Genomic DNA, 19,961 nt, shown 5'->3' with positions numbered 1-19,961 from the left:
AGGCGCAACCACCCGCCCCGCCCAGGCAGCGCACGTACTGTGGAGGACATGCGGCGGGTCTCGGCGGGTGCGCTGCTGGTGACCGCGCTCCTGCTGGCCGGATGCGGCGACGACGGGTACGAGCCCTCCGGGCCTTTCCGGCCGCTGCCCGAAGGGGCGCCGCCGGAGGTGGGTCCTCCCCCCTCGACGGCGCCTGTCCCCGGTCGCCCGGCCGAGCCGGGTGCCGAGCAGGACGCCGGCGATCCGAACGTCGTCGCCACCGGGCTGGCGGTGCCCACGGGCCTGGCACTGCTCCCCGACGGCACCGCGGTCGTCGGGGAACGCGACACCGGCCGCATCCTGCAGGTCTTCCCTGACCGCTCCCCGGCCCGCGAGCTGATGACCGTGCCGGGCGTGGACACCGCCGGGGACGGCGGCCTCCTCGGCCTCGCCGTCTCCCCCACGTACGCCGAGGACGGGCTGCTCTACGCCTACCTGTCCACGGCGGCGGACAACCGCGTGGTGCGCTTCCCGATCGGCGGGACGCCGAACACGGTGCTGACCGGCATCCCGCGGGGCGAGGTGCACAACGGCGGCGGCCTCGCGTTCGGCATCGACGGGACCCTGTACGTCGGCACCGGCGACACCGGGGACCCGGCGCTGGCCGGCGACCCCTCGTCGCTGGCCGGCAAGGTGCTGCGGATCGACGTGTTCGGCGGCCCCGTGGGAGCGGGACCGGTCTTCACCAGCGGGCACCGCGACGTTCCCGCCGTGTGCGTCGGCGCGGAGGACCGGCTGTTCGCCGCCGACGCCGCGCGCGAGGGCCCCGACGAGCTGAACGCGCTGATCGAGGGCGGGGACTACACCGGCGCGACCGGCGCGGTGGTCGAGATCCCGCCGGGCGAGGACGGACTGGGCGGGTGCGCCGTCCTGGGCGACGCGGTGTTCCTCGGCGCGCTCGACGGCCAGCGGGTGCACGCCGTCCCCGTCGACGAGGCGAACACGGTCTCCGGCGAGCTCGAGGAGTTCCTCGACGGGGAGTACGGGCGGCTGCGGACCGTCGTGGCCGATGCCCAGGGCGCGCTGTGGATCACCACGTCCAACCGGGACGGGATCGGCACCCCGGCCGAGGACGACGACAAGGTGCTGCGCATCAGCCCGCCGTCGTCAGCGGGCGGAAGCCCGCTGTAGGGCCCGGCGCTGTCGATCTCAGCGTCGTGGGCGCCCGAACCGGTGCACGACGTGGTCGCGCGAGTCCACCGGGTTGTCCGGGGTCAGCTCACCGGTGGCGTAGCGGGCGCCCCCGGCCCGCTCCAGCGCCCGCCAGGACGCCTCGTTGGCCGCGGCGACCGGCACCAGGACCTCACCGGCGTCCGGGTGGTCGGCGAAGCCGCGCGCGACGGCCGCCGCGATCATCGCCGCGCCAAGACCGCGACCGCGGGAGGACGGCTCCCCCACGAGGTAGTCGATGCCCAGCGCCCCACCACCGGGCGACCAGCGGATCGGCCAGCCAGCGGCAGAGCAGCGGGAAGTCCGTCCGACGCAACGGCCGCAGCTCCACCTCCGGCAGCTCAGGCACCGAGCTCGAGTCCGGTCAGCCCGTCGAGGTCGACGGCGCTCCCTTCCCCCGCGTCGGAGTCGAAGACCTCGAGCTCCTGCAGCCGACCGTCGAAGTGGTGCAGCACGACGACGACCACGTGGCCGTCGTGGCCCACCCCGCTGGCGCTGACCTCGGAGTGCACGTGTTCGTGACGGAGCGCGCTCGACGAGGACAGCTGCACCGAGGAACAGCCGCACGCGCACTCCCCCACGACGGTCGCGTCGGCCACCTGCGCCGTCACGTCCGGCCCCGCCTCGGCGGCGAGCCAGGACAGCAGACGGTGCTCCGCCGTCGACAGGGGTCTCGGGCGGAGCAGCGCGCGGAAGACCGGCTGGCCGGTCGGCTCGTCGGCGGCCACGCGGGAAGTGTGCCGCCGGGACCTACGAGCTGACCAGCCGCTCCTCGAGCATCCGCTTGACGGTGGCGGCGTCGGCCTTGCCCCGGGTGGTCTTCATGACCGCACCCACCAGCGCACCGATGGCCTGCACCTTGCCGCCGCGCACCTTCTCGGCCACGTCGGGGTTGCCCTCGATCGCGGCGTCGACGGCGCTGACCAGCTCGTCGGACTCACCCATGACGGCCAGGCCGCGCGCCTCGACCACGGCTGCCGGGTTCCCCTCGCCGGCGAGCACGCCGTCCAGCGCCTGGCGGGCCAGCTGGTCGTTGATCGTGCCGGCGGAGATCAGCCCGATCAGCTCCGCGACCTGCGCCGGGGTGACCGCCAGCTCGGCCAGGTCGGTGCCGGTGTCGTTGGCGCGGCGGGCGAGGTCGCCCAGCCACCACTTGCGGGCGTCGCCGGGCGAGGCGCCCGCGGCGACGGTGTCGCCGACCAACTCGACGGCACCGGCGTTGACCAGCCAGGCCATCTCCGTCGGCGAGATGCCCCACTCGTCGGACAGCCGCGTGCGGCGGGCCGCCGGCAGCTCGGGCAGCTCGGCCAGGAGGGTGGCGACCCACTCCTCGTCGGGCGCGACCGGCACCAGGTCGGGCTCGGGGAAGTACCGGTAGTCGGTCGCCTCCTCCTTGCTGCGGCCGGGCGAGGTGGTGCCGGAGTCCTCGTGGAAGTGCCGGGTCTCCTGCGTGATCGTGCCGCCCGCGTCGAGCACGCCGGCCTGGCGGCGCATCTCGAAGCGCACCGCCCGCTCGACCGAGCGCAGCGAGTTCACGTTCTTGGTCTCGGTGCGGGTGCCCCACTCCAGGCTGCCGATCGGCGCCAGGGAGGTGTTGACGTCGCAGCGCAGGTTGCCCTGCTCCATCCGCACCTCGGAGACGCCGAGGGCGACCAGGATCTCGCGGAGCTCGGTGACGTAGGCCTTGGCCACCTCGGGGGCCTTGGCGCCGGCGCCCGGGATGGGCCGGGTGACGATCTCGACCAGCGGGATGCCGGCCCGGTTGTAGTCGATCAGCGAGTGGTCGGCGCCGTGGATGCGTCCGGTCGAGCCACCGACGTGCAGGTTCTTGCCGGTGTCCTCCTCCAGGTGCACCCGCTCGATCTCGACGCGGTAGGTCTCGCCGTCCACCTCGACGTCCAGGTGGCCGGCGGTGCACAGCGGCTCGTCGTACTGCGTCGTCTGGAAGCCCTTGGGGATGTCCGGGTAGAAGTAGTTCTTCCGGGAGAACCGCGCCCAGGTGGCGATCCGGCAGCCCAGCGCCAGGCCGATGCGGATGGTCGACTCGATGGCCGCGGCGTTGGCCACCGGCAGCGAGCCGGGCAGGCCGAGACACGTCGGGCAGGTCTGGGTGTTGGGCTCGGCGCCGAAGGTGGTGGAGCAGCCGCAGAACATCTTGGACGCGGTGCCCAGCTCGACGTGGGTCTCCAGGCCGATCACCGGCTCGTAGCGGGTCAGGACCTCGTCGAACTCGACGAGCCGGTCGGCGGTGGTGGTGACGCTCACGGGGTGGGGCCCTCCTTCGGGGCGGCGGACCTGGTCGCGGCGCGCTCGGCGCGGCCGGTGACGACGGCGCCGATGGCGGTCAGCACGCCCAGGACGAGGAAGACGGCGAAGACGGCGCGGTCGGTGACGACCCAGCCGACGATGCCGGCGATGATGACGAACGCGGTCAGGCCCCACGCGGCCTTCAGCGGGGCGCTCATGCGGCGCTCCGCACGGGCAGCTGGTCGAGGAACCGCGATCCGCGGGCCGCGTCCTGGGCGGCCTCGAGGGCGGCGGCCACCGTGTAGCAGCGGTCGTCGGCCAGGGCCGGCGCCATGATCTGCAACCCGACCGGAAGGCCCTCGGACAGCCCGCAGGGCACCGAGATCGCGGGGACCCCGGCGAGGCTGGCCGGCAGCGTGCACAGGTCGGCGGCGTACATGGCGATCGGGTCGTCGACGCGGGCGCCCACCGGCCAGGCCACGGTCGGGCTGGTCGGGCTGACGAGCACGTCCACGTCGTCCCAGGCGCTGGTGAAGTCGCGGGTGATGAGCGTGCGCACCTTCTGCGCCTGCCCGTAGTAGGCGTCGTAGTAGCCGCTGGACAGCGCGTAGGTGCCCAGGATGATCCGGCGCTTCACCTCGGGGCCGAAGCCCTGCTCGCGGGTGAGCGCCATGACCTCGTCCAGGTCGCGGTTGCCGTCGTCGCCGACCCGGAGGCCGTACCGGACGCCGTCGAAGCGGGCGAGGTTGGATGACGCCTCGCTGGGCGCGATCAGGTAGTAGGCCGGGAGCGCGAGGTCGAAGGCCGGGCAGGACACCTGCCGCACCTGCGCGCCCAGGCTCTCCAGCAGCGCGACCGTCTCGGCGAACCGGGCGAGCACGCCCTCGTCGTAGCCGTCGGTGTGGCCGTCGCCGCCCAGCTCGGTGACGACGCCGACCCGCAGGCCTGCCAGGTCGCCCTCGGCGCCGCGGCGCGCGGCCTCGGCGAGCACCGGCGCCGGGGAGTCGATGGAGGTGGAGTCGAGCGGGTCGTGCCCGGCGATCGCCTCGTGCAGCAGCGCGGCGTCCAGGACGGTGCGCGCCATGGGGCCGGCCTGGTCGAGGCTGGAGGAGAAGGCGATGAGCCCGTAGCGCGAGACCGAGCCGTACGTGGGCTTGTGCCCGACCAGGCCGGTGACGGCGGCGGGCTGCCGGATCGAGCCACCGGTGTCGGTGCCGATCGCCCACGGTGCCAGCCCGCCGGCGACGGCCGCGGACGAGCCGCCCGACGAGCCGCCGGGGATCCGGTCGTGGTCCCACGGGTTGCGGGCCACGCGGTAGGCGGAGTTCTCCGTGGAGGAGCCCATCGCGAACTCGTCCATGTTGGTCTTGCCGAGCAGGACGGTGCCCGCGGTCTTGAGCCGGGCGGCCAGCGTCGCGTCGTACGGCGGGCGCCAGCCCTCGAGGATCTTCGACCCGCTCGTCGTCGGGACGCCCTCGGTGACGACGACGTCCTTGAGCGCCAGCGGGACCCCGGCCAGCGGGCCGAGCTCGTCCCCCTGGGCACGGGCGGCGTCCACCTGCTCCGCGGAACGCAGCGCGGCCTCGGCGTCGACGTGCAGGTAGGCGCCCAGCGCGCCGTCCTCGGACTCGATGCGGTCCAGGTAGGCCCGGGTCACCTCGGCGGCGGTCACGTCACCGGCGGCGAGCAGCCGGCCGAGCTCGGCGGCATCGGTGGTCGTCAGGTCGCTCATGCTTCCTCCCCGAGGATGCGCGGCACGCGGATCCGGCCGTCCTCGGCGGCCGGCGCACCGGCCAGGACCACGTCGCGGGGCAGGCTGGGCCGGGCCACGTCCTCGCGGAAGACGTTGGTCATCGGCACGGCGTGCGTGGTGGGCGGCACGTCGGCGACGTCGGCTCTGCCGACCTGGGCGACGGCGTCCAGCACCGCGCCCAGCTGACCGGCGAAGAGGTCGAGCTCCTCGTCGGTCACGGCCAGCCGCGACAGGTGCGCCAGGTGGGCCACCTCGTCACGGGTGAGTCGGTCCTTGCGGGACGGCGTGCTCATGCGGGGCGGAACTCCACTTCGGGGGGCGACGGTCGGCGCCGACCACCGTGGTGCGGGGCCGGGACCGGACCTTGCCACTGTACGTGGGGGGTCCGACCCGGTCGTCACCGTGAGAGGCTGCCCTCGCCTGCGATCAACGGAGATCGGCCCGCGCCCGAGGCTCCCGGAGGAACCGTGTCCTATCTGCTGCGTCTGGTCATGCCCGACCGTCCCGGCATCCTGGGTGCGGTGGCCACCGCGCTGGGCACCGCGGGCATCGACATCGTGTCCCTGGACGTGCTCGAGCGCGGTACCGGCGTGGCCGTCGACGACGTGGTGGTCGACCTCCCGCCCGACCGGCTGCCCGACAGCTTGATCACCGTCGCGCAGAGCGTGCCCGACGTGCGGGTGGAGTCGCTGCGCCCGTTCGCCGGCCCGCTGGACACCCACCGCGAGCTGGAGCTGCTCGACGCGCTGGCCCACGCCGGTGGCGGCACGGCGGAGAAGCTGCTGGCCGCCGAGCTGCCGCGGGTGTTCCACAGCGGGTGGGCGGTGGTGCTCGACGGCACTCCGGGGGTGACCGGGGAGGTCCGTGCCGCGTCCGAGGCGGCGCCCGCGTTCGACGGGGTGGCGCTGCCGTGGATGCCGTTGGCCGCTCCCCGGCTGCTGTCCAGCGACGACGACTGGCTGCCCGAGCGCTGGCAGGAGATGGCGATCGAGATGATGGCGACGCCGTTCGGTGGCGAGGCGCGCGCGGTCGTCGTCGGCCGCTCCGGTGGGCCGGCGTTCCGCCGGTCCGAGCTCCTGCGGCTGGTGCACCTGACCGGCATCGCCTCGACCGTCACCCACCTGCCGCCTGCCTGAGTCCCGTCGGACCCCGCGCCGCCCGACGAAACCGCGCCGCTCATCCATCGGCGCCCCCGACCAACCCGCGCCACGCGCCGATCCCGCGCCACCCGACGACGCCACCCGACGAACCCGCACCGCTGCCTCAGTCCCGCCCACCCTGCGCTACCCATCGATCCGGCGCCGCCGGTCGAGCTGGCTCGGCCCGTTCATCCCGCGCGCGAAAACTGTCGGTGGTCGAACACATGATCGACCCGTGATCGACGCCGCCTCCCCGTCCGGTGCGCCTGCGGGCGCACCGTCGGTCGGCTGGGCGACGGGTCCGCTCGGCGCGGTCCAGGTCGCGGAGCGCGAGATCAGCAGGCAGACGGCGATCCGGGCCCGTGCCGTGGCCGAGTTCGCCGCGAGCAGGCCCGCCTCGGCTGACCGCCCCGCCGGGACGCCGGGTGCCATGAGCGACGACCGCAGGGCTGGTCGACCGCAGGTGCTCGCGGACGTCAGCGAATGGGCTGGGCAGGAGCTGGCGCTGGCCCTGTCGATCACGCAGGTGACCGCCGAGAATCTGCTGGAGCGCTCGCTCCTGCTGGTGCACCGGCTGCCGGGCACCCTGACGGCACTCGAGTCCGGGGTGATCCACGGCGGGCACCTGTGGCATCTGCTGGACAAGGTCGGGCCGATCACCGACGCGCGGATCCGCGCCCGCGTGGAGCGCGAGGTTCTCGACTGGGTGGCCGGCCGGTCGGTGACCACGCCGGCGCAGGTGGGCGCGAAGGTCCGGCGATCGGTGCTCCGGCACGATGCCGCGGCCGCCGCGCAGCGCCTGGTGAGGGCGCTGCGCCAGCGCGGCGTCTCCGTCCGCGCGGACCACCGCGAGGGCATGGCCGTCTTCGACGCGCTGCTGACCGTCCCCGAGGCGCAGGCCCTGCTCGACGCGCTGGGGCGGTACGCCGACGCGATCGACGACCCCGGGGACACCCGGACCCGCGGCCAGAAGATGGCCGACTGCCTGCTCGACCTGGTGCTGCGTCCCGGCGAGCACGACCACGCCCCCGTGCAGGCGCGCCTGACGCTGGTCGCCGGCGTGCCGGCGTTGGCCGGCGGGGACGCTCCAGGCGAGATCGGCGGGGAGCCGGTGCCCGCCGAGATGGTGCGCGTGCTGGCCCGGGCGCTCGGCCTCCTCCCCGGTGCGCCCTCGCGCGCGCCGACGCCGGTCGTCCCCGCGCACGACCTGTCCCCGGACGAACCTCCCGTCGGGACGTGGACCGCGGCGATGCGGTCCGCAGACGAGCGGTGGTGGGCCGAGGTCGAGGCGCGGGCACTGCGCGGTGACTGGGGTGGTGAGGACGATCCTCCGCGCGATGAACTGGAGCGGTGGTGGGCCCTCGAGGCCGCACGGGACCAGCTGTCCCGAACCGCACCACCGACCGCACCGCCCCCGACAGGACACGCACCGCCGGGACGACCACCGACCGCACCGCCGGGACCAGCACCGACCGCGCCGCCCCCGACAGGACCCGCACCGCCGGGACCAGCACCGACCGCGCCGCCCCCGACAGAACCCGCACCGCCGGGACCAGCACCGACGGCTCCTCGCCCACCGGGAAGCGCGGCGGCGACACTTCCTCCACCGGTCGAGGGAGGACCGGACGACGAGGCATGCCCGGCCCCCGACACCGGCAGCTGGGCGGACGCCGACCGCGCGGTGGACGAGGCCGGCGCCCTCCTCCTGGACCTCGAACGCGCGGTGGGGCGGGCCGACCGGGCGGTCGACGGTGCCCGCCGTGCCGATGCGGAGGACGGGGGTGCGTGGCAGGGCAGCGCGGCCGGACGGGTGCGCACCGCGGCGGGCACCCTGGACGACCTCCACGCCATGGCCGACGCCCAGCGGGCGGCACTCGCCGACCTGCTCGACCGGAGTGCGGGCGGCGGGCTCGTCGACCGCCCGCGCATCGCCCTCGTCGACGAGCTCACCGGCGCGCTGCTCTGCCTCACCGACAGCGACGAGCTGCGCCGGCACGCCACCTGCAGTGCCCGCCGCTGCCGCCGCAACCCGGCTGGTTGCGACCACGACCTGGCCGGCCGGCCGGGACTGGGGCCGCCCGGGCCGACCGACGGCTACCGCCCGCGGGCGGCACTCGACCGGTTCGTCCGGGCCCGCGACCCGCGCTGCCGGTTCCCCGGCTGCCGCCGGCGAGTGCCGCGCGGCGGGGAGCTCGACCACGACCGCCCGTGGCCGGAAGGGCCGACCAGCGCCGGCAACCTCGTCGGTTACTGCACCGGCCACCACCGCGGCAAGCATCAGGCCCCCGGCTGGCAGCACCACCTGGCCGCCGACGGCACCCTCACGGTCACCACCCCGACCGGCCTGGCCGCGACCACGGCTCCCCCACCGTTCTGACGACGGGGGGCTACTCGCTCCCGTCGCCGATCGTCGCGACCTCGCGGGCGGCGTCGGGGCCGTCCTCGAGCAGCACCCGGAAGCCGTCGTCGTCGAGGATGGGCGCCTTGACCTGCACGGCCTTGTCGTACTTGCTGCCCGGGTCCGCGCCCACGACGACGAAGCCGGTCTTCTTCGACACCGAGCCGGTGACCTTGCCCCCGCGCTGCTGGATCGCCGCCGTCGCCTCGTCGCGGCTGTAGTCGCGCAGCGAGCCGGTGACGACGACGGTCACACCGGTGAGCGGACCGGGGCCGGCGTCCTCGCCCTCGTCGGCCATGCGCACACCCGCCGAGCGCCATTTCTCCACGAGCTCGCGGTGCCAGTCGACGGCGAACCAGTCGCGGATCGACGTCGCGATCGTCGGCCCGACCCCGTCGGCGGCGGCCAGCTCCTCCTCGGACGCCTCCATGATCCGGTCGAGCGAGCGGAAGTCGCGAGCCAGTGCCTGGGCGGCGGTCGGCCCGACGTGCCGGATGGAGAGCGCCACCAGCACGCGCCAGAGCGGGACGTCCTTGCGGCTCTGCAGGTTGGTCAGGAGCTTCGCGCCGTTGGCACTCAGGGTGCCGTCCTTCTTGGTGAAGAACGACGACCGCTGCAGCTGCTCCGCGTCGAGGAAGAAGACGTCGCCCTCGTCCTGCAGGAGGTGGCTCTGCAGCAGCGCGGTCGCCGCCTCGTAGCCGAGGTTCTCGATGTCGAAGGCGCCGCGGCCGGCGACGTGGAAGACCCGCTCCCGCAGCTGCGCGGGACAGGACCGGGAGTTCGGGCAGCGGATGTCGGCGTCGCCCTCTTTCTCCGGCCGGAGCTCGGTGCCGCACTCCGGGCAGTGCGAGGGCATGACGAACTCGACCTCGGAACCGTCCCGGGCGGCGACCACCGGGCCGAGCACCTCGGGGATGACGTCACCGGCCTTCCGGATGACCACCGTGTCGCCGATGAGCACGCCCTTGCGCCTCACCTCCGACGCGTTGTGCAGCGTGGCCATCTGCACGGTCGAGCCGGCGACCTTCACCGGCTCCATGTACGCGAACGGGGTGACCCGCCCGGTGCGGCCGACGTTGACCCGGACGTCGAGCAGCTTCGTCGTCGCCTCCTCCGGCGGGTACTTGAACGCGATCGCCCAGCGGGGCGCCCGCGAGGTGGAGCCGAGCCGCCGCTGGAGGGCGTACTGGTCCACCTTCACGACGACCCCGTCGATCTCGTGCTCGACCGAGTGCCGCTGCTCCCGGGTCCGCTCGATGTAGGCCCACACGGCCTCCAGGTCGCCGACCACCTCGTACCGGTCGCTCACCGGCAACCCCAGCCCGCGCAGCCGGTCGTAGGCCGCGGACTGCCGGTCGACGTCGAACCCGCGGTGCGCGCCGACGCCGTGCACCACGAGGCGCAGCGGGCGCGAGGCGGTGACCTTCGGGTCCTTCTGCCGCAGCGACCCGGCCGCGGCGTTGCGCGGGTTGGCGAACGGCGCCTTCCCTGACTCAACCATGCCGGCGTTGACGTCGGCGAAGGCGGCGACCGGGAAGTAGATCTCGCCCCGCACCTCGAGCAGGTCGGGGACGTCGGCACCGGCCAGCTGCTGCGGGACGTCGGCCATGGTGCGGACGTTGGCGGTGACGTCCTCCCCCGTCGTCCCGTCGCCCCGGGTGGCGGCACGGACCATGCGGCCGCGCTCGTAGACGATCGCCACGGCGACGCCGTCGACCTTCAGCTCGCACAGGTAGCTCGCGCCGGCCGCGCCCTCGCGCTCCACCCGCGCGGCCCAGGCCGAGAGCTCGTCGCTGCTGAACGCGTTGTCCAGGCTCTGCATCCGCTCGAGGTGCTGGACCGGCGCGAAGGTGGCGGTGAAGCCGCCGTTGACCTTCTGGCTGGGCGAGTCGGGGGTGACCAGCGCCGGGTGCGCGGCCTCGAGCGCCTTGAGCTCGCCCATCAGCTCGTCGTACTGACCGTCGCTGACCAGCGGCTCGTCGCGCACGTAGTACGCGAAGGCGTACCGGTCCAGTTCCTCCGAGAGGTCCCGGTGCCGGGTGCGCGCGTCGTCGGGGACCTCGGTGAGGTCCTCCCGGTCGGTCGCGGCCTCGACGACCGGCTCGTCCAGCGCAGCGGGGTCGGTGCTCACGCGGGCACGTTATCCGGCGGGTACGACGGCGAACCGGTCCTCACCCGGTCGGGGTCCGGTCCGGCTCGGGCGGGACGAGATCGCCGCCCTCGGGCCCCCGCAGCGGCCGTGCGTCCCAGGCCGCGTTGAGCAGGCTGGCTCCGCACAGCGCGAGCAGCGCCCAGAACTGCCAGCCGTCGAGGTGCTCGCGCCAGGCGACCAGGCCCCAGACGAGCAACCCGTACACCAGCACCCCGGCGGCGTTCAGCGCCCGGAACCACCGCGGTCGCCGGCGGGCCAGTCGTTGGTAGCGCTCCAGCGGACTGCCCTTGCCGTGCTCCGGCACGAAGTCGCCACGCATCGACGCTCGGAAGCCACCGAACGCTCCCGCCCCCTCGACCCGCTGTCCGCCGACCGCCGGCTCGCCGGCCAGCAGTGCCGGCACCTGGGGCGGCAGCCCCAGCGCGGCCACCGCCTTCTCGGCGATCTCACGCGGGGTGCCTCCAGCGCCGTGCAGCCGGCTGACCGACTCCTCGGGGCGCTGCACCGCCTCGGCCAGCAGCCGTGGATCCGCGGGAGCGATGCCCCACCGGTGGCGGGCGATCTCCTTGTACCCCCGGTAGAGGACGTACTCCAGGTCGGCGTGGGTCTGCCGCAGCACCAGCGACACCGGGCTGCGTCCCGGCGCTGCCGTCAGCTCCGCCTGCCGCACGAGGAAGTCCGGGGCGTCGTCGGCCACGACCGCGGTCCACTCCGCGTTCGCGACCACGGTGGCGCCGTGGTCCGACATCGCGATCGCCTCGCGCACGCGGTGCTCCGGCGCCCGGATGAGCAGCAGCCCGGCGGTCTCCTCGACGTCGTCGTCGTCCACCTGCAGCTCGTCGGGCACCGCGGCCCGGATCAGGCCGACCGCCTCCTCGCCGTCCCGCCAGTCGGCCGCCGACAGCGGCAGCGCGAACCCGTCGCGGCCGAGGAGCTGGTACTCCCCCGGCCCCTGGCGGACCAGCCCGACCGCGTCGGCCCAGCGGACGGTGATCGCGCCCTCCGCGAGCACCGCGCTCACGCCGTCGTCCCCGACGACCAGCGCTGCCCCCTTCGGCACGCCGGTGCGCCGCCGCCGCCGGAACGTCCTTCCCTGCACGGCGTCCCTGGACCAGCCCGGGATCCGGGTGACTCCCGCCGGGCCCGGATCGAGCGGTCCCGGGACGGCGAGCAGTGCGCCGTCCCGCAGTCGCGCCGCGGCCTCCCGGACCTCCACGACGGTCAGCGCGGCCAGCTCCCGGCGCAGCCCGTCCGCGTCGTAGGCGGGCACCCCGGTGACGCGCGCCTCGGCCAGGGAGGCGGCCTCCCCCGTGTCGCCGCGACCGTCGTCCAGGGCGGAGAGGACACCCCGCCGCTCGTCCTCCAGCTCCTCGGCGGTGGGCCCCTCGTCGGCCAGCCGCTGCACCTCCCGCCAGAGCACACGGACGACGAGGTCCTCCTGGCCCGGCCGCACGTCGGTGACGACGACGCCGAACCGGGTCTCCGCGTCGAGGGGCAGCCGGTCGGCCCCCACCGCGTACGCGACCCCGCGGCGGTGGCGCAGCTCGTCCTCGAGCCGGCGGCGCAGCAGCTCGAGGGTCATCGAGCCCGCGACCCCGGGCGGCAGCTCTGCCCCGAGGGCGACCGCCCCCTCCACCGGCGCCTCCAGCCACCCCGGCGTCGGCACCTCCGCGCGCCGCAGCGGGCGCCGGGCCGGTGGCGATCCGTCGGCCAGGCGCAGGACCAGTCCCTCGGGCACGGGGCCGCTGAGCCAGAGCGCCGCGTTCTGCCGGGTGAACCAGGTGCGCACCCAGCCCTGCACGTCCTCCGCCGTCAGCGACCGGATGGCAGGTTCGCGCACGCCGGCGAGCCCCGGGCCCTCCGTGCCGTACCGCTCGGCGAGCAGGATCCCGACCGCCGGGGGTACCGCGGCGGCACCCTCGGTCCGGAGCACGTCGGCCTCCACCCGCAGCCGGTCGACCGGGAGCTCCCCCAGTGCCCGGCAGACGCGGGTCAGGAAGTCGCGGACCTGTTCCGGCGTCCCGGACGCGGTGAACTCCGTCCGGTTCAGGTCGACCGATGCGTTCGAGTCGTACACCGTCCGGCCGACCGCGCTCATGACCAGGTGCTCGACGAGGTGGCTGAGCCCGCCCCGCACGAAGGTCTCGTCGGCGCGGCCGACCCCGAACACGAGTCCGACGGTGGTGGGCGCGGGGCCCTCCACCAGGAAGGCCGGGATCCCGTCGATCAGCGTCTCGTGCACCGGCGCAGGGTAGGGCCGTTCCCGCTCCCCGGCGTGGAGAACCGCTCGTGTCGTCGGCGTCACTCCGGCTGGAGGTACTTCGCTGCCTCGCTCAGGTGGGTCATCGCGGCGCGGGCGTAGCCGGGCGTGGCCCCGGCGAGACCGCAGGACGGCGTCAGGGTGACGGCGCCGGGCAGCTGCTCGGCCGCGAAGCCGAGCTCGCGCCACCAGCCCTGCACCCGCGACGCGGTGGCCCGGGCGGCCGGCAGGTCAGCATCGGTACCCGGGACGACTCCGGCCAGCAGGTGGACGCCGGCGTCGACGGCCTCCCCCACGGCGTCGAGGTCCTGCACCAGCGACAGGTCGAAGGAGAGCCCGGCGGCACCGGCGCCGCGGAACAGCGTCAACGGCATCCGCGGCGCGCAGCAGTGGACGACCACCGGCACCGGCAGCGCCGCCACGACCGCCCGCAGCTCCTGCTCGACGGCCTCGGCGGGAACGGCCGGGAGGCGGCCGAACCCGGTCGCCGTGGGCAGGCCGCCCTGCAGCGCCGCCGGCACGCTCGGCTCGTCCAGCTGGACCACGAGGCGCGCACCGGGCAGCCGCGCACCGACCGCGGCCACGTGCGCCCGCAGCCCCTCGGTGAGCGACTGCGCCAGGTCGCGGCGCGCGCCCGGATCGACGACGGCCCGCTCCCCGCGCGTCCGCTCCAGGGAGGCGGCCAGCGTCCAGGGTCCGGCGACCTGCAGCTTGAACGGCCCCGCGTAGCCCTCCGCCTGCTCGTGCAGCGCGTCCAGGTCGCGGGCCAGGAACTCCTGGGCACGTCGCTGGTCGACACCGGAGCGCGGCACGAGCCGCCAGCCGGCCGGCGTGATCTCCACGGCGAGGTCCACGAGCAGGCTCGCGGTCCGGCCGATCATGTCCGCACCGGCGCCGCGGCCGGGGAGCTCGGGCAGGTGCGGCATCCCGGGCAGCTCGCCGAGGACCAGCCGCAGCGCCTCGGCCGGGTCGGTCCCCGGGAGGGAGCCGATGCCCGTGGCCGGGCCCCACGTCGCTGCCGGTGCCGCACCGCCGGACCCGTCCGGCAGGCCTGCGGGGTCGTGGGGGGTGGTCACGGAGGCGACGGTAGCCGTCCCGGTGGCACCGGTCGGTCCCGCCTCAGCAGGAGAGCCGCTCCGCGGTGGGCACCGCACCACCGGCCGGCGGACCCACCGGCGACGTCGCGGCCAGGTGAGCGGCGAGGGCATCGGTGCCGGTGGTGTGCGAGACGAGGTCGGCCCCGTCGGCGAAGGAGGTGTACCCGTCACCGCCCTCCCGCAGGTAGGCGGTCATGGCGACGCGGTAGCTGCCGGCCGGATCGATCCGGGACCCGAGGAGGGTCAGCGAGCAGGGGTCGACCCGGTCACCGGCCGGCCGGGCCGGGTCGTAGCGGTACGCGAGCCCCTGGGACGTGCTGAGCAGGAGAGCCGGCGCACCGATGAACTGCTGCTCCAGGGCCGCGCGGATGTCGGCGCCGGACACCGTGACCACCTCCACGGGGAACCGCATGGGCATGGTCCGGAACACCTCCCGCTGCGTCACCACGCCCTCCGGGTCGCCCGGACCGCTGCTCCCGCGCAGGAGGTCGCTGCGCAGCATCCCGTGGTTCATGAAGGCCAGGACCGGGTCGCCGAACTCCGGCCCCCGCACGGCGGCGAGGAGGGCGTCGGCCACCAGGACCCCGAGGGGCCCGTCCGGCGCCCGCTCCTCCCGCACGTCCTCGACGAGCGTCCCGACCGGCCGGTCCCCACTGGCCGCGGCCCGCTGCACCCAGTGGTCGACGATCGCGGCGACGCGCTCGTCCTCCGCCTCCCGGGTGACCGGCACCGCGGCCACCGTGACCGACGACCGGTCGACGTCGCCGTCCGGCCGCACCACGAACCGCAGGTCGGTGAGCGAACGCCCGTAGGTCAGCGCCTGGGTGACCGGGCGCAGCTCCCCGTCCGGGTCGGGCAGCAGGCAGGTGTACGGGGTGTGCGTGTGCCCGCCGACGACGGCGTCCACGGCCGGCGACAGCGCCGCGTTGAGCTCTCCCATGGGGGTCCCGGCCAGCTCCCCCGCGCAGGAGTCCAGCCGTCCACCCGGTCCCTGCCGGCCGCCCTCGTGGGCGAGCAGGACGATGGCCTCGACCCCCCGTTCCTGGAGCTCCGACACGTACCGGTTCGCCGCCGCCACGGGCTCCTCGACGGCGAGCCCGGTCAGGCCCGAAGGCCGCACGAACAGCTCGGTATCGGTGGTGACCACGCCGATGAACCCGATCTGCATGCCGGTGCTGGTCGTCACGATCTCGTACGGCGGCAGCGCCGGCGCGCCGCTCTCCCGGTCGACGACGTTGGCCGCCAGGTAGGGGAAGCCCGCGCCCTCGAACCGCTCCCCCGCGCTGTTGCGGAAGCAGGTCCCGCCGACCGTGCCGACCGCGTCGCACGCACCGACGTCGTCGAGGTAGGTGCCGTCGGTCGCGCCGGAGAGCCGGAACAGCTCGTCCTGGCCGCTGTCGAACTCGTGGTTGCCGGCCGCGGACGCGACCAGGCCCAGCGCGTCCAGGACCTCGATCGTCGGCTCGTCCGCGTACGTCGCCGACGCCCAGGTCGAGGCGCCGACGAGGTCACCGGCGGAGACGAGCAGGCTGTCCTCCGCCGGCCCCCCGAAGTCGGCCCGCACCCGCTGGACCGTGGCCGCCAGGTGTGCGGCTCCTCCGAGCACGGCGGTGCCGTCGTCCGCGGTGCCCGGCAGCCCGTCCGGGCCGGGGCCGTCGTCCACGACGGCGACGGCCTCGTCGTCCGGTGGTGGCGCGATCCGGCCGTGCAGGTCGTTCATCGCGAGGATCTGCACCGGCGTGGCCACCGGCTCGCGCGGCGCAGCCGCCTCCACGACCGCGTCCTCGTGCACCGAGGTCTGCCCGCCCGTGCATGCCGCAGCGGTCAGCGCCAGCGTGACCAGGCAGGCCCCGGCCACTCCGCTCCAGCTGCGCACGTTCGTCCTCCCGGCCCGTCGGTCGTCCAGCCCACCACGGGACAGCAGGGGGCACGAACCGAAGCGGTACCCGGTCCACCATCGGGTGACGCCCGGAGGAGAGGTCCGGTTCAGCCGGCGGACGTCACCGCTGCCTGGCCGACGACCCGGTCCCCGCGCTGCGCGTCCGGCTCGTACAGGACGGCGGACTGCCCGGGGGCGACGCCGCGCTGGGACTGCGCCAGGGCGATGCGCAGGCCGCCGTCGTCGGCGGTGACCTCGCAGGGCGTGGGGACGCCGTGCGCCCGGAGCTGCACCTCGAACCGGGCGGGCAGCGCCGGAGCCGCGCCCGTCCAGGTGGCGACGCCGGTGCGCACCTCGTCGACCGTGGCCTGCTCGGCGGTGCCGATGGTCACCGTGCGGCTGACCGGCTCGATGCCCAGCACGTACCGCGGCGCCGAGTCACCGGCGCTGACCCCCAGGCCCCGCCGCTGACCGATGGTGAACCCGTAGGTGCCGTCGTGCTCGCCGACCGTCTCGCCGGTCAGCGCGTCGACCACCGGCCCGGGACGGCTGCCGAGCCGCCGGGCGAGGAATCCCCGGGTGTCGCCGTCGGGGATGAAGCAGATGTCGTGGGAGTCGGGCTTGGTCGCCACGGCGAACCCGCGCTCGGCGGCGATCGCGCGCACCCGGTCCTTGGTCATGCCCCCGAGCGGGAACCACGCCGCGGCCAGCTGGTCCGGGGTCAGGACGCCGAGCACGTAGGACTGGTCCTTGCCGGTGTCGACGGAGCGACGCAGCTCGCCGTCCGCGAGCCGCGCGTGGTGCCCGGTGACGACGGCGTCGAAGCCCAGCGAGAGGGCCCGGTCGAGCACCGCGGAGAACTTGATCCTCTCGTTGCAGCGCAGGCACGGGTTGGGGGTGCGCCCCGCCGCGTACTCGGCCACGAAGTCGTCGACGACGTCCTCCGTGAACCGCTCGGCCAGGTCCCAGACGTAGAAGGGGATGCCGAGCTCGTCGGCCACCCGGCGCGCGTCGTGGGAGTCCTCCACGCTGCAGCAGCCGCGGGAGCCGCTGCGCAGGGTCTGCCGGTTCTGCGACAGCGCCAGGTGCACGCCGGTGACGTCGTGCCCGGCGTCCACGGCCAGCGCGGCGGCCACGGCGGAGTCGACACCACCGCTCATCGCGGCGAGCACCTTCACGACGCGGCCCTCATCGACGGCCCAGCCCCGCCCGGCGGGCCCGCTCCACGACCGGGCCGATCACCTCGAGGACGGCGTCGACGTCGGCGTCGGTCGAGGTGTGCCCGAGGCTGAACCGCAGGGAGCTGCGGGCGCGCTCGCCGTCCGCGCCCACCGACAGCAGCACGTGGCTGGGGCGGGCCACGCCGGCGCTGCACGCCGAGCCCGTCGAGCACTCGATGCCCCGGGCGTCGAGCAGCATGAGCAGCGCGTCGCCCTCGGCGCCCGGGAAGGACAGGTGCGCGTTGCCGGGCAGCCGGCCGGGGCCACCGGCCAGCACGTCGTCCAGCGCGGCGCCGTTGAGCTGGGCGTCGGGGACCTCGGCGGTCACCCCGCGGACCAGCCGGTCGCGCAGCGCGCCCACCTGCTCCGCGCGCTCCTCGCGACGGCCCACCGCGGCCACGGTCGCGACGGCGAGGCCGACGATCGCGGCGACGTCGAGGGTGCCCGAGCGCACGTCCCGCTCCTGACCGCCTCCGTGCAGCAGGGGGGTGCACTCGGCGTCCCGGCGCAGCAGCAGCACGCCCGCACCCATGGGCCCGCCCAGCTTGTGCCCGGTCATGGTGAGGGCGTCCACGCCGCTGGCACCGAAGTCGACCGGCACCTGCCCGACGGCCTGGACGGCGTCGGTGTGCAGCGGGACGCCGACGGCGTGCGCCGTCGCGGCCAGCGCGGCGATGTCGCTGACGGTGCCGATCTCGTTGTTCGCCCACATGACGCTGGCCACCGCGACGTCCCGGCCGTCCCCGAGCGCCTCCGCCAGCGCCTCGGGGCGGATCCGCCCGCTGGGCTCGACCGCCAGCCAGGTCACCTCGGCGCCGTCGTGCTTGACCAGCCACTCGACGCTGTCCAGCACGGCGTGGTGCTCGGCCGGGCTCACCACCAGCCGGCGCCGCTGGGTGTCGGCCGCCCGCCGGGCCCAGAACAGGCCCTTGACCGCGAGGTTGTCGCTCTCGGTGCCGCCGCCGGTGAAGAGCACCTCCGACGGCCGGGCGCCGAGCGCGTCGGCGAGCCGCTCGCGCGACTGCTCGGCCACCCGGCGGGCCGCCCGGCCGCTGGCGTGCAACGACGAGGCGTTGCCGACCCGGGCCAGCTGCCCGGTCATCGCCGCCAGCACCTCGGGCAGCATCGGCGTCGTCGCCGCGTGGTCCAGATACGTCATGTCGCCGCCAGGGTAGTCGCGGACGCCGGGGCCGCCTGGCCCGGCGGAACGGTGCGCCCGGCCACCCGGACGCCGAGGAGCGCGGGGACCGACAGCACGGCCACCGCGGCGAGCACCGCCGGCAGGAGCGCACCGTCGCCGTTCGCCGCTCCCGCGACGAGCACGCCCGAGAGGCCGACGCAGAGGGCCGATGCGGTGACGTCCGAGATCTGGAAGGCCGCCGAGTTGGCGCCGCGGTCGGCCTCGGGCGACTGGTCCAGCAGCAGCACGCCGACGCTCGGCATGCCGAGCCCCATGCCGACCCCGGCCACGGCCCAGGTGAGGTAGGCGGGCCAGCCGCCCAGGGCGGGCACCGCGGCCGTGGCCGTGGCGAGGAGTCCTGCGGCCAGCACGAGGAAGCCGATGCGCAGCACCCGCTGCCGAGGCACGTCCGGACGGCGGCCCTGCAGCTGGGCGGCGGCCACCCAGCCCACGGCTCCGGCGGTCAGCGGCAGCCCCGCGGTGGCGGCGCTCCACCCGTGCTGCTCGGTGATGACGAACGGGAGCAGGGCGTCCATGCCGAAGAAGGCACCGGCCAGCAGACCCCGGCAGGCCACGACCGCGGGGATCCCCGGCCGGGCGCGGACGGTGCCGCGGGGCAGCAGCCGGCGCAGACCCACCGCCAGCGCGGCGGCACCGACGACCACGAGAGCGACGGAAGCGAGGTCGAGGCGCTGGGCGGCGTACTGCAGGCCGGCGATGCCGGCGCCGGCCAGGAGCGCGTACGGAGCCTTGCTGCGGGGGTGGTCGGCCCGCTCCCGCGCGGGGGCGTCGTCCGACCCGGCGGTGAGGAGCAGCACGAGGCCGGCACCGACCAGCGGCAGGAGGAACAGGAACACCCCGCGCCAGCCGACGTGGGTGGTGATCAGCCCGGCGGCCAGCGGGCCGATGAGGGCGGGCAGCACCCACCCGGCCGCGAAGGCGCCGAAGAGCCGGGGGCGCAGGTCCGAGGAGTACGCCTGCCCGGCGATGACGTACAGCAACACGATGACGACGCCGGCGCCCAGACCCTGCACCGCCCGGCCGAGGATCAGCACGGCCATGTGCTGGGCGATGCCGGCGATCAGCAGCCCCGTGGCGAAGACGAGGACACCGGCGAGCACGCCCGGCCGGGGCGACCGCCGGTCACCGACCTCGCCCCCGACGACCATGCCGACGACCGAGGTGACCAGGAAGGCGCTGAAGGGCCACGCGTACCAGGCGACGCCGTCGAGCTCGTCGACGGCGCTGGGCATCGCCGTCCCCACCGCCATCGCCTCGAAGGCCACGAGGGTGACGAGGGTCAGCAGGCCGATCGTGGTGCGGCGATGGCCGGCGTCCCAGATGCTCGGCTGCGCAGTCCCCTCCACGAACGGCCCAACCGCGCGGCCGCCCCGGAGCTTCCCGCTCCGGAGCGGCTCGTGTCGACG

At 75.4% G+C, this 19,961-nt stretch carries 16 protein-coding genes; 3 read left to right on the top strand and 13 right to left on the bottom strand.

The window, feature by feature from the left end; genetic code table 11:
- Positions 1 to 48: 48 nt before the first annotated feature.
- Positions 49 to 1,170 (top strand): PQQ-dependent sugar dehydrogenase, encoded by a 1,122-nt coding sequence (locus tag ACI793_RS10845; protein WP_456606387.1) that lies wholly within the window; start codon positions 49 to 51, stop codon positions 1,168 to 1,170.
- 18 nt (positions 1,171 to 1,188) lie between these two features.
- On the opposite strand, the gene ACI793_RS10840 is transcribed toward ACI793_RS10845, so the two are convergent.
- From ACI793_RS10840 to gatC, 6 genes are all read right to left on the bottom strand, one after another.
- Positions 1,189 to 1,437: a GNAT family N-acetyltransferase gene (locus tag ACI793_RS10840; protein WP_456606386.1), complete on the bottom strand. Its 249-nt coding sequence runs from the start codon at positions 1,435 to 1,437 to the stop codon at positions 1,189 to 1,191.
- A 113-nt stretch (positions 1,438 to 1,550) separates the two neighbouring features.
- Positions 1,551 to 1,937: a hypothetical protein gene (locus ACI793_RS10835; protein WP_456606385.1), complete on the bottom strand. Its 387-nt coding sequence runs from the start codon at positions 1,935 to 1,937 to the stop codon at positions 1,551 to 1,553.
- 22 nt (positions 1,938 to 1,959) lie between these two features.
- Positions 1,960 to 3,474, bottom strand: coding sequence for an Asp-tRNA(Asn)/Glu-tRNA(Gln) amidotransferase subunit GatB (gene gatB, locus ACI793_RS10830; RefSeq protein WP_456606384.1), 1,515 nt, complete (start codon positions 3,472 to 3,474; stop codon positions 1,960 to 1,962).
- A complete protein-coding gene (locus tag ACI793_RS10825) occupies positions 3,471 to 3,674 on the bottom strand; it encodes a hypothetical protein (protein ID WP_456606383.1) in 204 nt (67 codons plus the stop codon). The genes gatB and ACI793_RS10825 overlap by 4 nt, the downstream gene beginning before the upstream one ends.
- Entirely contained in the window at positions 3,671 to 5,188 is a 1,518-nt protein-coding gene (gene gatA / locus ACI793_RS10820) for an Asp-tRNA(Asn)/Glu-tRNA(Gln) amidotransferase subunit GatA (protein ID WP_456606382.1), read from the bottom strand. The genes ACI793_RS10825 and gatA overlap by 4 nt, the downstream gene beginning before the upstream one ends.
- Positions 5,185 to 5,502, bottom strand: coding sequence for an Asp-tRNA(Asn)/Glu-tRNA(Gln) amidotransferase subunit GatC (gene gatC, locus ACI793_RS10815; protein WP_456606381.1), 318 nt, complete (start codon positions 5,500 to 5,502; stop codon positions 5,185 to 5,187). The genes gatA and gatC overlap by 4 nt, the downstream gene beginning before the upstream one ends.
- Positions 5,503 to 5,676: 174 nt before the next feature.
- Here gatC and ACI793_RS10810 point away from each other — a divergent pair, with 174 nt between their 5' ends.
- Together ACI793_RS10810 and ACI793_RS10805 are read left to right on the top strand one after the other, a co-directional pair.
- Positions 5,677 to 6,345, top strand: a complete 669-nt coding sequence (locus ACI793_RS10810) for an ACT domain-containing protein (protein WP_456606380.1) — start codon at positions 5,677 to 5,679, stop codon at positions 6,343 to 6,345.
- 238 nt (positions 6,346 to 6,583) lie between these two features.
- A complete protein-coding gene (locus tag ACI793_RS10805; RefSeq protein ID WP_456606379.1) occupies positions 6,584 to 8,725 on the top strand; it encodes a DUF222 domain-containing protein in 2,142 nt (713 codons plus the stop codon).
- 10 nt (positions 8,726 to 8,735) lie between these two features.
- Here the strand turns inward: ACI793_RS10805 and ligA are convergent, their stop codons facing one another.
- The 7 genes from ligA to ACI793_RS10770 form a co-directional block, all read right to left on the bottom strand.
- Positions 8,736 to 10,877, bottom strand: a complete 2,142-nt coding sequence (gene ligA / locus ACI793_RS10800) for an NAD-dependent DNA ligase LigA (protein ID WP_456606378.1) — start codon at positions 10,875 to 10,877, stop codon at positions 8,736 to 8,738.
- 40 nt (positions 10,878 to 10,917) lie between these two features.
- Positions 10,918 to 13,140, bottom strand: a complete 2,223-nt coding sequence (locus ACI793_RS10795) for an insulinase family protein (protein WP_456606377.1) — start codon at positions 13,138 to 13,140, stop codon at positions 10,918 to 10,920.
- A 59-nt stretch (positions 13,141 to 13,199) separates the two neighbouring features.
- Positions 13,200 to 14,234 carry a methionine synthase gene (locus ACI793_RS10790; RefSeq protein ID WP_456606376.1) on the bottom strand — a complete coding sequence of 345 codons (1,035 nt, stop codon included), beginning with the start codon at positions 14,232 to 14,234 and terminating at the stop codon, positions 13,200 to 13,202.
- A gap of 43 nt (positions 14,235 to 14,277) precedes the next feature.
- Positions 14,278 to 16,131: a bifunctional metallophosphatase/5'-nucleotidase gene (locus ACI793_RS10785; protein WP_456606375.1), complete on the bottom strand. Its 1,854-nt coding sequence runs from the start codon at positions 16,129 to 16,131 to the stop codon at positions 14,278 to 14,280.
- A gap of 110 nt (positions 16,132 to 16,241) precedes the next feature.
- Positions 16,242 to 17,312 (bottom strand): tRNA 2-thiouridine(34) synthase MnmA, encoded by a 1,071-nt coding sequence (gene mnmA / locus ACI793_RS10780; RefSeq protein WP_456606374.1) that lies wholly within the window; start codon positions 17,310 to 17,312, stop codon positions 16,242 to 16,244.
- 10 nt (positions 17,313 to 17,322) lie between these two features.
- On the bottom strand, positions 17,323 to 18,513 hold the full coding sequence (locus tag ACI793_RS10775) for a cysteine desulfurase family protein (RefSeq protein ID WP_456606373.1): 1,191 nt from the start codon (positions 18,511 to 18,513) through the stop codon (positions 17,323 to 17,325).
- A complete protein-coding gene (locus tag ACI793_RS10770) occupies positions 18,510 to 19,901 on the bottom strand; it encodes an MFS transporter (protein WP_456606372.1) in 1,392 nt (463 codons plus the stop codon). Before ACI793_RS10770 ends, ACI793_RS10775 begins: the two co-directional genes overlap by 4 nt.
- Between the last annotated feature and the right edge of the window lie 60 nt (positions 19,902 to 19,961).

This window comes from Blastococcus sp. SYSU DS0617 (genome assembly GCF_054051075.1).
Note: the sequence above shows the minus strand (reverse complement) of the source record. Positions and strands in the feature narration are given on the sequence as shown.

Excerpts from the sequence above, each read along its gene's own strand:
- ACI793_RS10845 (WP_456606387.1), top strand. The coding sequence starts at position 49 with ATGCGGCGGGTCTCGGCGGGTGCGCTGCTGGTGACCGCGCTCCTGCTG.
- ACI793_RS10825 (WP_456606383.1), bottom strand. The coding sequence starts at position 3,674 with ATGAGCGCCCCGCTGAAGGCCGCGTGGGGCCTGACCGCGTTCGTCATC.
- gatA (WP_456606382.1), bottom strand. The coding sequence starts at position 5,188 with ATGAGCGACCTGACGACCACCGATGCCGCCGAGCTCGGCCGGCTGCTC.
- gatC (WP_456606381.1), bottom strand. The coding sequence starts at position 5,502 with ATGAGCACGCCGTCCCGCAAGGACCGACTCACCCGTGACGAGGTGGCC.
- ACI793_RS10775 (WP_456606373.1), bottom strand. The coding sequence starts at position 18,513 with ATGACGTATCTGGACCACGCGGCGACGACGCCGATGCTGCCCGAGGTG.